General features: G+C 62.2%; 8 protein-coding genes. 4 read left to right on the plus strand and 4 right to left on the minus strand.

The features are described from left to right. Window positions 1-4: 4 nt before the first annotated feature. Window positions 5-1,513 carry a sigma-54-dependent transcriptional regulator gene (locus ELQ88_RS14650; RefSeq protein WP_138965919.1) on the minus strand — a complete coding sequence of 503 codons (1,509 nt, stop codon included), beginning with the start codon at window positions 1,511-1,513 and terminating at the stop codon, window positions 5-7. Between the two features lie 81 nt (window positions 1,514-1,594). Beyond that, the gene (locus ELQ88_RS14655; RefSeq protein WP_138965921.1) at window positions 1,595-2,509 is read right to left on the minus strand and encodes a LysR family transcriptional regulator; all 915 of its coding nucleotides are present in this window, start codon (window positions 2,507-2,509) and stop codon (window positions 1,595-1,597) included. Between the two features lie 152 nt (window positions 2,510-2,661). Here ELQ88_RS14655 and speB point away from each other — a divergent pair, with 152 nt between their 5' ends. The 4 genes from speB to betA all read left to right on the plus strand — a co-directional run bounded on the left by speB (window position 2,662) and on the right by betA (window position 8,636). Then, the gene (speB, locus tag ELQ88_RS14660) at window positions 2,662-3,666 is read left to right on the plus strand and encodes an agmatinase (protein WP_064678307.1); all 1,005 of its coding nucleotides are present in this window, start codon (window positions 2,662-2,664) and stop codon (window positions 3,664-3,666) included. A gap of 27 nt (window positions 3,667-3,693) precedes the next feature. Further along, window positions 3,694-5,202, plus strand: coding sequence for an aldehyde dehydrogenase family protein (locus tag ELQ88_RS14665; RefSeq protein ID WP_138965923.1), 1,509 nt, complete (start codon window positions 3,694-3,696; stop codon window positions 5,200-5,202). 174 nt (window positions 5,203-5,376) lie between these two features. Further along, entirely contained in the window at window positions 5,377-6,945 is a 1,569-nt protein-coding gene (locus ELQ88_RS14675) for a cytosine permease (protein WP_128870529.1), read from the plus strand. Window positions 6,946-6,947: 2 nt separating this feature from the next. Further along, a complete protein-coding gene (gene betA, locus ELQ88_RS14680) occupies window positions 6,948-8,636 on the plus strand; it encodes a choline dehydrogenase (protein ID WP_138965925.1) in 1,689 nt (562 codons plus the stop codon). Between the two features lie 205 nt (window positions 8,637-8,841). Here the strand turns inward: betA and ELQ88_RS14685 are convergent, their stop codons facing one another. Then, entirely contained in the window at window positions 8,842-11,127 is a 2,286-nt protein-coding gene (locus ELQ88_RS14685; protein ID WP_138965927.1) for an Orn/Lys/Arg decarboxylase N-terminal domain-containing protein, read from the minus strand. Beyond that, window positions 11,124-12,533: a putrescine-ornithine antiporter gene (potE, locus tag ELQ88_RS14690; RefSeq protein ID WP_138965928.1), complete on the minus strand. Its 1,410-nt coding sequence runs from the start codon at window positions 12,531-12,533 to the stop codon at window positions 11,124-11,126. The genes ELQ88_RS14685 and potE overlap by 4 nt, the downstream gene beginning before the upstream one ends. Window positions 12,534-12,558: the final 25 nt, after the last annotated feature.

The raw sequence follows: 12,558 nt of genomic DNA on the forward strand, positions 1-12,558 counted from the left end.
GGCGTCAAAGCTTCCCCGGAATCCCATACTTACGCAACCGAATAGCAATCGCACTGTGCGAAGTTTGCAACCGCGCAGCCAACAAACGGCTCGACGGATAGCTGCGGTACAGCTGTTCCAGCAGGTTTTTTTCAAAATCACCGACGGCGGCTTCCAGGCTGCCGACCTCGCCGGCATTCTGCCGCTCCATGGTCGTGCGGGCGATGTCCAGGTCGTCGATGTCCACCAGTGGGTTTTCGCAAATGGCGGCAGCGCGGAAGATCACGTTCTGCAGTTGCCGGACGTTGCCCGGCCAGCGGTTGCCGAGCAGCGCCGGATACGTGCCTGGCGCCAGGCGGCAGACCGGGCGCTGGATCTGTGCGCAGGCCTGTTGCATGAAGTGATTGGCCATCAGCAGGATGTCGTGGCCGCGGTCGCGCAGCGGTGGCACTTGCAGGTTGAGCACATTCAGGCGGTAGAACAGGTCTTCGCGAAAGCTGCCTTCGCTGACCATTTTTTCCAGGTCGCGGTGCGTTGCGCTGAGGATCCGCACGTTGACCTTGACCTCGCGATCGCCACCCACCCGACGGAAGCAGCCATCGCTCAGGAAGCGCAGCAGCTTGGCTTGCAGGTAGGGCGACATTTCGCCGACTTCGTCGAGGAACACCGTGCCCTGGTCGGCCAGTTCCAGCAGGCCGAGCTTGCCGCCCCGTTGCGCGCCGGTGAAGGCGCCGGCGGCGTAGCCGAACAGCTCGCTTTCGGCGAGGCTCTCCGGCAGTGCCGCGCAGTTCAGGGCCAGGAAGGGTGCATCACGGCGGGTGCTGATGGCGTGGCAAGCACGGGCCACCAGCTCTTTGCCGGTGCCGGTTTCGCCCTGGATCAGCAGCGGCGCGTCGAGGGCGGCCACTCGCTGGGCGCGGGCCTTGAGCGTGCGAATCGCCGGGGATTCGCCCAGCAGCGCATCGAACCCTTCGGCATGGTCGTGGTGCAGCGCCGAGAGGCGTTCGCCGATGCGGTTCGGTTGATACAGGGTCAGCAGGGCGCCGGCATCGGTGATCGGCATCGCGTCCAGCAGCAAGGTCTGGCCAGCGAGGCTGACCTCGTGCATGGGCAGGCGGTAGCCGTGTTCGATCAGCGTGCGTTGCAAGTCGGGATCATCGAACAGCGCCGTCAGCGGCTCACCCGCCGGTTCACGGCCGCACAAGGCGATCAGCGCCGGATTGGCCAGCAGCACATGGCCGCGGTCATCCACCGCCAGCACCGGGTCGATGCTGGCCGCCAGCAAGGCGTCCAGTTGCAGGCGGCGACGCTGTCCCGGGAGGATATCGACCAGGGTCACCGCTTGCACACCCCGCACGCCGAGCAAGGCCTCGCGCAGTTCCTCCAGCACATCGGCACCGAGTGTCGGGGCATCGATGTACACGTTGGGCGGCACCATCTCGACGGCATCCAGATTGAAACTGCGCCCGCCGAGCAGGGCCAGTACTTCCTGGGTGATGCCGACACGGTCGATGAAGGTGACGTGGATGCGCATGAAGGGCCTGCAAAGTGGCGAACGGGATGACTGCGCCGATCAGTATGCCGGGCACTGTTCGATTGTGGCGAGCAGTGTCTGTCAGCGACTGGCGGTCTTGCGTGAACAGGCGTCCAGGTCCTCGAGAAAAGCCTGCAGGATCGGCGGCGGGGCAGTGCCGCGTCGGGTGATCACATCGAACGGCGACATCAACTCCAGGCTGGTGGGCGCCAGCTGATGCATTTCGCCGGTCTTGACCCACTGGGTGGCGAAGTGCACCGGCAAGAAGCCCAGGTAGGCACCGGAAATCAGCAGGATGGCCAGCGCTTCGATGTTGTCCACAGTGGCCGCGGCCTTGCTCACGCCCAGGTGCTCCAGGTCGTATTGCTGCATGTAGCCCCTGACCACAATCCGGCTCGCGGCAATCTCTTCGAGCAGTTCGCCACCCTCGGCCTTGCTGCCGTACAGCGGATGCCGCCGCCCGCAATACAGCCCCAGGGCTTCCTGATACAGCGGTGAATGCAACAGCCCGGGAACGTGGATCGGGAAGTGCCCGATGGCCAGGTGCAGGCGGCCGTCGAGGACGCGCTCTTCCAGTTCGGCCGGGGTGCCGACGTACACGTTGAGGTGCACGTCATGCCCTCGGGACACGAAGCGCTGGGTGGTGCGCGGCAGCGGGGAGGCCGGATCGGTAATGGTGGTGTCGATGATGCCCAGGTTGAGCTTGCCGCTGATGTGTTGCTTGAGCACGTCGGCGTCCATGCAGAAATTCTCCACCGCCGAGAGCAGGCGCTGGGTGGCTTCATGGATCGCCACGCCTTGCTCGGTCAGGCGAAAGCCGCTGCGCCCGCGTTGGCAGAGTTTGACCCCGAGCCGGGTTTCCAGGTGCGTCATCTGTTCGCTGATGGTCGACTGGCCGGCATTCAACGCCGCCTGCGCGGCAGAAAAACCGCCGCACCGGACAATCGTGGCAAACACCCTGAGCAGTTTCAGATCGACATCGTGCAGCTGGATCACCTTGGACCTCCGGCGTGTGGATGCATCGGCAATGCCGATATGAGTATCTGATGTTTAGCATTTTTTCCACGAAAACCTGCGCCCATAGTCACTCCAACGGCGGTCGCCTTCCACGACCGCACAGCCAAAAACAAGAATTGGAGATGCCCGACATGTCGAACAACGGTTATGAATCCGGTCGCCTGAACCTGCCATTCGTGGGGCATTGCACCTTTGGCAAATCCCCGGTGTGCACCGATTGGGATGCTCTCGATGCTGACGTGGCGGTCCTTGGCGTCCCCAACGACATGGGCACCCAGTGGCGCTCCGGCGCCCGTTTCGGACCACGGGGCATTCGCGAGGCATCGACGCTGTTCTCCTTCGGGCATGCCGGTGCCTACGACCACGAAGATGACGTGATGTACCTGACCGCCGCCGATGTGCGCATGGTCGATGTCGGTGACGCCGATATCGTGCATACCGACATGGTCACCAGCAACCAGAACACCGAATACGCGGTACGCAAGATCCTCGACGCCGGCGTCATGCCAGTGGTGCTCGGCGGCGATCACTCGGTGCACGCTCCGGTGATCAAGGCCTTCGAGGGGCGCGGGCCGATTCACATCATCCATTTCGATGCTCACCTGGACTTTGTCGACGAACGCCACGGCGTGCGCTACGGCCATGGCAACCCGCTGCGCCGAGCTTCGGAAATGAACCACATCGTCGGCATGACCCAGATGGGCATCCGCAACGTGTCTTCCTCCAATCGCGATGACTACGAAGCGGCCCATGCGGCGGGCTCGAAGATCCTTTCGGTGCGCGATGTGCGGCGCCTGGGCGTCGACGGTGTGCTGGCGTTGATCCCGCAGAACATCAACTACTACATCACCATCGACATCGACGGTTTCGACCCTTCCATCGCACCCGGCACGGGCACCCCGAGCCATGGCGGTTTCCTCTATTACGAGGTGCTGGAAATCATCCAGGCCCTGGCCAAACGCAGCCAGGGCAACATCGTCGGCATGGACCTGGTCGAGGTGGCGCCCGTCTATGACCCGACCGGCATGACCTCGATCCTGGCGGCGCAGCTGCTGCTCAACAGCATCGGTTTCATCTTCCACGAGCGGGCTCAGGCACGGCACGTCATGAGCGCAACCACCACGGCTTCGGCGTGACTTGACCGCCGCACAGAGAGACTGAAAATGGACACCATCGTCAAAAATTACCTGCAGAAATTCGGCGTCTCCGAAGCCACCCAGACCTTCCTCGGCAAGGCGCAGAAGATGTTCATCGGCGGCGCCTTTGTCGACGCCAGCGACGGGCAGACGTCCGACGTCATCGAACCCTCCACCGCAGGCCTGATCACCCGGATTCCCATGGGCACCACCCAGGACCTGGATCGCGCCGTGCAAGCGGCCCGCGCGCAATTCGACGGTGGCGCCTGGCGTCAGGCCAAACCGGCCGAACGCGAACGCCTGATGCAGCGCCTGGCCGACCTGATTGAAAGCAACGCCGCCGAACTGGCCGAAATCGAATCGATCGACATGGGCAAGTCAGCGGCTTTCGCCCGGGATGTCGACATCCAGGGCACGGTCGATACCCTGCGCTATTTCGCCGGCTGGGCCACCAAGCTGCATGGCCGCACTGTCGAGCCATCGCTGCCGGGCAACTACCTGGCGTATACGCGCAAGGAAGCGGTGGGGGTGGTCGGCGCCATCGTGCCGTGGAATTTCCCGTTGCAGACCATGGCCTGGAAGCTGGGCGCCGCGTTGGCAACCGGCTGCACCGTGGTGGTCAAACCCGCCGAACTGACCTCGCTGTCGGCCTTGCGATTCGCTGAACTGGTGCAGGAAGCCGGGATTCCGGACGGCGTGATCAATATCGTCACCGGGCGTGGCAGTGTGGTCGGTGCGGCCATGGCTACCCACCCGGGCATCGACAAGCTGACCTTCACCGGTTCGACCCCGGTCGGTCGCACCGTCGGCCGTGCGGCGCTGGACGAAATGAAGCGACTAACCCTGGAACTCGGAGGAAAATCACCGGTAATCGTCCTGGCCGACGCCGACGTGAAAGCTGCCGCCCAGGCCATCGCCAACGGCGTGTTCTTCAACTCGGGCCAGGTGTGCGATGCCGGTACGCGGGCTTATATTCATCGCAGCGTCTACGACGAATTCCTGCGCGAACTGATCGCCTACACCCGGACCTTGAAGATGGCGCCAGGCCTGGATCCGGATTGCTTCATCAGTCCGCTGGTCTCGGCATTGCAGCAGCAACGAGTGACCGACTACATCGAAACCGGCAAGCAGGAAGGCGCCGAACTGGTCTACGGCGGGCAGCCTGTGGAGGGCCCCGGTTTCTTCGTCGAACCGACCATTTTTGCCCATTGCCGCAACGACATGCGCATCGTCCAGGAAGAGATCTTTGGCCCGGTGCTGGTGACTGCACCGTTCGACGATGAGGAAGAGGCGCTGGCCCTGGCCAACGACTCGCCTTACGGCCTGGCGGCCGCACTGTATTCCAATGACCTTGGCAAGGTGCACAGCTTGATCCCGCGGTTGCAAGCGGGATCGGTCTACGTCAACGCCCACGGCACCCTCGATCCGTCGATGCCGTTCGGTGGCTACAAACAGTCCGGATTCGGCAAGGACCTGGGCGCGGAGCAGCTGGATTATCTGCTCGAAACGAAGGCGGTCTGGATCACGTTACCTTGAGTCATGGCTGACTCAATCCCTGTAGGAGCGAGCTTGCTCGCGAAGGGGCCATCTGATTCAACATCAATGTTGACTGACACGCCGCTTTCGCGAGCAAGCTCGCTCCTACAGGGGCGTCGTTCACCTGAAACAATGCAGTTATCCGTCATGATCTTCCAAAAATAAGAGCCCATCATGAACATTGACGCCAAAGCCACCCCCAGCCTGTCCATCCTCGACGACAAACCCATCGTCGAAGGTCATTCGATCGATTTCATCCCGGAGGCCGAGCGCACCGACAAACTGTCGAGCCAGGGCCCGTTCTGGTTTCTCGGCAACTTCACCTTCTTCACCATGACCATCGGCTTCGTGGGCCCGAGCGTCGGTCTGACCGCGCTCTGGACCACGCTCGCCGGGACGCTGGGCATCATGTTCGGCACACTGTTCATGGCCTTTCACGGATCGCAGGGCCCGCACCTGGGGCTGCCGCAGATGATCCAGTCCCGTGCGCAGTTCGGCTATCGCGGGGTGATTCTGGTGCTGCTGGCGACGCTGTTCGTGTTCGCCGGATTCAACATCGTCAACCTGGTGTTGATGATGCAGGGCCTGCACACGCTGTTCGGCTTCAACCCCATTGTGGTGGCGGTGGCCGTGACGCTGCCGGCGGCCGTCCTGGCGATCCTCGGTCACGACTGGATGCATCGCAGCTTCAAGTGGGCGTTGTTCCTGTCGCTGCCGTTGTACGGCCTGGTGACCCTGGCGGTGCTGATGGGGTGGGTGCCCGACGCACCGATGCCGGTACTGGCCGCCGGTGAAGTGGCCCCGGCGCCCTTGGGTTTCAACTGGACCGGTTTCATCGCCCAGTTCGCTGCGGCGGCGAGTTACAACATCGCCTATGCGCCCTATGTGTCCGACTATTCACGCTACCTGCCGAAAAACACTTCCAGCGGCAAATTGATCGCGGTGGTGTTTCTCGGAGCCTCGTTGTCCGGTGCCTGGATGATTTCCGTGGGTGGCTGGCTGGCCGATCACCTGCATTCCACCGACGTGCTGGTCGCCCTTGGCCAAGTGGGTAACACCGTGTCGCCGTTCATGGGCACCGCCGTGGTGGTGGTCACGATCCTGGCGTTCCTGCCGGTGATCGCGATGAACATCTACAGCGCCAAGCTGACCACCCTGACCTGCGTCGATTCCATCAAGCACATCGAGCCGACCCGCAAGGCGCGGATCCTGGCCATCGCTTTCGTGATCATGCTGCAACTGGGCGTGGCCCTGAGCATTCAGAGTTCGGGCAAAGGCCTGTCGGTGCTGGGGATTTACCTGGTGGTGATGCTGTACTTCCTGGTGCCCTGGACCTCGGTCAACCTCACCGACTATTTCTTTGTGCGTAAAGGCCGCTACGCCATCCCGCACTTCTTCATGCCCCACGGCAACATTTACGGCAGCTGGGGCCTGCGGGGCATCGCCGCCTATGCCATCGGTTTCATCTCGATGATCCCGTTCTTCTACATCTACGACGGCGTCGAGCAGCGCGAGGTCTATGTCGGCCCGCTGGCGAAGGCGCTCGGCAGCATCGACATCGCCTGGCTGGTCGGGCTGATCGTCTCGGGGCTGGCGTACTACTGGCTGAGTCGCTCGATCGACCTCAAGCGTGAAGAAGCCGTCATCCGGCACATCGAACAAACATCCCCGCAATACACCACCGGCGACCGGCTGACCAAGCCTTCGTTGCCGGTATTCAACGAATCGACGGCCGGGAGATAACCATGGCTACGCAAAGATACGACTACATCATCATCGGTGCAGGCTCGGCCGGTTGTGTGTTGGCCAACCGCCTGAGCGAAGACCCGGCCACTTCCGTGCTGGTCCTGGAGTTCGGTGGCAGCGACCGCAGCGTGGTGATCCAGATGCCAAGCGCGTTTTCGATCCCGATGAACACCAAGAAGTACAACTGGCGCTACGAAACCGAGCCGGAACCCTACCTCAACGGCCGGCGTATTCACTGCCCGCGCGGCAAGGTGCTGGGCGGCTCGTCGTCGATCAATGGCCTGGTGTACATCCGCGGCCATGCGTGTGACTTCGACGAATGGGAATCCCTCGGCGCACAGGGCTGGGGCTACCGCAATTGCCTGCCGTATTTCAAGCGGGCCGAGCATTACGAGGAGGGCGGTGACGGCTATCGCGGCAGCACCGGGCCGTTGCACACCACCAACGGCAATCACATGAAAAACCCGCTGTATGGCGCCTGGGTCGAAGCCGGTGCCGAAGCGGGCTATATCAAGACCGACGACTGCAACGGTTTCATGCAGGAAGGGTTCGGCGCCATGCACATGACGGTGAAGAATGGCGTACGCTGCTCTACCGCCAACGCCTATCTGCGCCCGGCCATGGGCCGTCCGAACCTGACCGTGATCACCCACGCGATGACTCGCCAGATCATGCTCGAAGGTAAACGCGCGGTGGGGGTCATCTATGACCACGATGGCCAGAGCCACCAGGTCTATTGCAACCGGGAAGTGCTGGTATCGTCCGGCCCCATCGGCTCACCGCACCTGCTGCAACGCTCCGGCATCGGCCCCGCCGAGGTCCTGCGCAAAGCCGGGATCGGCGTACGCCATGACCTGCCGGGGGTAGGGGAGAATCTGCAGGATCACGCCGAGGTCTACATCCAGTTCGGCTGCAAGGAGCCGGTGACGCTCAACAGCAAGATGGACCCGCTGAGCAAGCTGATGATCGGTCTGCGCTGGCTGTTGTTCAAGGACGGGCTCGGCGCCACCAACCATTTCGAGGCCGGTGGTTTCATCCGCTCCGACAAGGGCCTGCGCTGGCCGGACATTCAGTTCCACTTCCTGCCGGCGGCCATGCGATACGACGGCAACAAACCGATCAAGGGCCACGGTTTCATGGTGCTTACCGGGCCGAACAAACCCAAGAGCCGCGGTTATGTACGGGTGCGGTCGGCGGATCCTTACGAGCATCCCGAGATTCAGTTCAACTACCTGCAACGGGAAGAAGATCGTGAAGGTTTCCGCCGCTGCATTCGCCTGACCCGGGAAATCATCGGCCAGCCTGCGATGGACCGCTTCCGCGACGGCGAGATCGCACCCGGGCCGCAGGTGAACACCGATGAAGAGATCGACGCCTTCGTCCGCGAGAACCTGGAGAGCACCTACCACCCTTGCGGCTCGTGCCGGATGGGCGAGGATGACATGGCGGTGGTGGATTCCGAGCTGCGGGTGCGGGGCATCGCGGGTCTGCGGGTGATTGACTCGTCAGTGTTCCCGACCGAACCGAACGGCAACCTCAATGCACCGACCATCATGCTCGCCGAACGTGCCTCGGATCTGGTTCGCGGGCACAGCATGCTGCCGGCGTCCGATGCACCGGTGGGCTTGGTGGAGGATTGGGAAAACAGTCAGCGATCGACATTGCCGGGACGCAATGTGAGGGTTTGATTCAGGCCTTCGGGATGCGATTGCCATGGCTGAAGGAGGTCCCCTGTAGGCGCTGGCTTGCCAGCGAAAGCGTCCGTTCAGGCGACAACTACGTCGGCTGACCCACCGCTTTCGCTGGCAAGCCAGCTCCTACATTTTTGATCGCCGTCGAGCACGCATTTTGTGTTTGCCACAGATCCCCTGTACGCCGGGGATCCTGCTTACTTCACTTCAACACCAACAACCGATAAACCCCGCCCTCACTTTCGATCCCATGGGTGTCATGGGTAAATCCGGGGAAGGATTTGTCGAAGCTTTCCAGCGCCCTGAGGTAGGCCAGCAATGGCCCGTCCGCCGGCCCTGCGTTCTCACCTGGCATCAACAATGGAATGCCCGGTGGATAGGGCACGATCCCGGTCGCGACGATCCGCCCGGCGGCTTCTTCCAGGGTGACCAGTTCGACTTCGTTCTTGACCAGTTTTTCGTAGGCCTCCACCGGACTGAATTCGGCCTGCGGCAGCATGCCGAACGCCTGGGCCATGGTCGCCGTGGTCTTGTGTCGCTTCATGGCGGCAAAGATGTCCGCGGCGAGGTCCTTGAGGCCCATGCCGGCGTAGCGTTGCTGGTTGGCGGTCAACAGGTCCGGCAGGCACAGCTCGAGCTCGAGGTTATTGTCGAAGTCGCGCTTGAAGTCGAGCAGGGCGTTGACCAGGGTGCCCCATTTGCCTTTGGTGATGCCGATGGAAAACAGGAACAGGATGGTGAAATCGGTGGTTTTCTCGACGACGATACCCTGGCGTCCGAGGTAGGCGGTAAGAATGCAGGCGGGGATGCCGAAGTCCAGCAGGTTGCCGTCGTCGCCCATGCCCGGGCTCAGCACCGAGACCTTGATCGGGTCGAGCATGCAGTAGCCTTCCTCGATATCGCCGAAACCGTGCCACACCTCGTTCGGGTGCAGTACCCAGCAGTCCGGCTCGGTTTTCAGCAGCACCGGATCGACTTCATGGAAAGGTACCGCTGCGCCACCCACCTGCACTGACGGCGGCTGCCAGCAGGTGAAAAACCACTCGTCCTTGCCCTGCATCTCTTTGTTCATGCGCGAGATGACCTGGCGGAAAGCGATGGCTTCTTCGATGGATTCGGTGGTCAGGATCTGCCCGCTGGGCGCTTCCATCATCGCCGAGCTGACGTCGCAGGAGGCCATGATCGCGTAGTTGGGCGAGGTCGAGGCGTGCATCATGAACGACTCGTTGAAGCGCCCGTGCGGAATCGGGTTGCGGCCGTTGCGCACGTGAATCATCGAGGCCTGGGACAGCGCGGCCAGCAACTTGTGCGTCGATTGTGTGGCGAACACGGTCGGGCGCGACTCATCGTGATCGTCCGGGCTGCCGTGCATGGCGAAGCGGTCGCGATACAGCGGGTTGAACCGCGCATAACCGTACCAGGCTTCATCGAAATGCAGCCGGTCGACACTCTGGCCCAGCAGCTCTTCGACTCGGGTAACGTTGTAGGTCAGGCCGTCGTAGGTCGAATTGGTAATGATCGCGTGGATCGGCGTCGGATCAATACCGCCCTTGACCAGCGGGTTATTGGCAATGGCAGCTTTGACGCTTTCTGCGCTCAGGGTCTGCGGCAGGATCGGGCCGATGATGCCGTAGCGATTGCGGGTCGGCACCAGGTAGGTCGGAATGGCCCCGGACAAGGTCATCGCGTGCTCGGCGGACTTGTGGCAATTGCGGTCGCACAGCGCGATCTGGTTGCGCGTGACGCTGGCCATGAGAATGACGCGGTTGGACGTCGATGAGCCGTTGGTCACGTAATAGGTGCGGTGCGCGCCGAACACCTTGGCGGCATAACGCTCGCCCTGGCCGATGGGGCCGCTGTGATCGAGCAGCGAACCGAGTTCGCCGACCGAAATCGACAGGTCGGAACGCAACAGGTTTTCGCCAAAGAACTCGTAGAAAGCGCGGCCTGCCGTGCTCTTGAGAAATGCCGTGCCACCGGCATGCCCGGGGGTGTGCCACGAGTATTCATAGGTGCGGGAAAACTTCAGCAGCGCGCCGAACATCGGTGGCAGCACCGCCTGCCGGTAACGTTCGATGGCGGCCAGGATGCGCCCGCTGAGGAAACGGCTGGTGTCCTCGGGCAGCCAGATGAAGTCGTCGGCGTGCTGCATGACCACCAGCGGAATGTTCGACGCCGTGCTGCGGTCGCTGATCAGGAACACCGGGACCCGGGTGTTGCGTTCGCGCAGGCTGGTCAGCAGTTTGATGCATTCCTCATGGCCTTCGCTGTCGTCCATTTCCCAGCTGAGCAGCACGCATTGAATCGCCGAGTCCGAATGCAGGATCGAGGTGGCGTCGCTCAGGCTTTCCGAGACCAGCACACTGATCGTGCGTTCCTCCACATCGCTGATCAACTGATTCAGGGCGCGACCGAATACGGTTCTCTTGTCCGGCGGACTGCTCACCAGCAGCGTGAGCATTCCGAGCAAATTTCTATGTTCCGTCATGATTGAGTCTCCAGAGTGGCCGTTTTCAGATTGTTCACCGGCACCGGCTCGCCACTGATGTGCTGAGCACTGACAGTCTGCGTCGGTACGCTGTTATTGAGTGCTTCCAGGCGAATCAGGCGGTTGTTGACGAAGCCGAACAGCGTGTAGCCGAAGATGGTCGCCACGCCGCCAAGCATCAGCGCCTGCTCGCCCGAGCTGTAGAGCGCCAGGTAGCTGTAGGCGGCCGCGATCAAGGCGATGATGTTGGTGGCCAGTGCTTTGCTCGGCGGCACGTTGGAAACCTTTTGCATGGTGATCAAGGCCGCCATGGACAGGATGTACGGCACCAGGTTGGTGACCACTGCGAGGTTGACCAGAATGTCGAACTGCTTGCTCAGGTCCGGGCTGATGGTCAGAAAACCCAGCGCCGTCTGGCCCGCCAACAGAATCAACATGCCGACAATCGGCGTACCAGCCTTGTTGGCCTTGGCGAAGATCGGCAGGAAGTAACCGGTGTCCGCCGAGCTTTTGAACACCTGGGCGATGGTGAACTGCCAGCCCAGCAACGAACCGACGCAGGCCAGCACCATCGCCGCCATCACGATGTCGCCCACCAATGGGGTGAACATCTTGGCAAACACCAGGCCGAACGGCGCAGTGGAGGAGGCCAGTTCCGGGTTGTCGACGATACCGGCGATGACGTTGGTGGAAACGATGTAGATCACGGCCGCGCCGAGGGTGCCACCGAGTACGGCGATCGGCACGTTCTTCTCCGGATTTTCCACCGCGTCGGTGTTGGCGCACGCCGACTCCAGGCCCAGGAATGCCCACAACGTGATCGCCACCGAGGCGCCCGCGGCTTCCAGCCAGCCCATGTTGTGCGGGTTCCAGCCGGCGGCGTAGACACTGCTGTCGAACCAGAACCAGCCGATGGTGGAGACCAGCACCACCGGCGCAATCACCCCCCAGACCGTGATCGCGCCGATACGGCCGGTAATTCGCGCGCCGCCGAAGTTGGCAAAGGTGGTGATCCATAACAGCGCGATGGTCGCCAGGCCCACTTGCAGCGAACCCAGCTGCACATCGAACAGCACCTGGATATAGCCGACCGCGGTAATACTGATCGCCACGTTGGCGATCAATAACGAGAGGCCGTAGGTGTAGTTGGTCAAGTAGTTACCGGCCTTGCCGAACGTGTATTCGGCATAGCCGCCCATGCCCCCGGTCTTGCGGCTGAGCATGCCGCAGCGGGCAAAGGCGTAGGCCAGCGCCAGGGAGCCGGTGGCCGTGATCAGCCAGGACAGAATGGAGATGCCGCCGACTTCGGCGAGTTTGGTCGGCAACAACACAATGCCTGAGCCCAACATGTTGACGGCCGTCAGCATCGTCAGCTGTCCCACGGTCATTTTCTTTGCGACTGACATTCCGTTGCCTCTGTGGATTGCGGTT

This window comes from Pseudomonas sp. MPC6, assembly GCF_006094435.1.
GTDB lineage: Bacteria > Pseudomonadota > Gammaproteobacteria > Pseudomonadales > Pseudomonadaceae > Aquipseudomonas.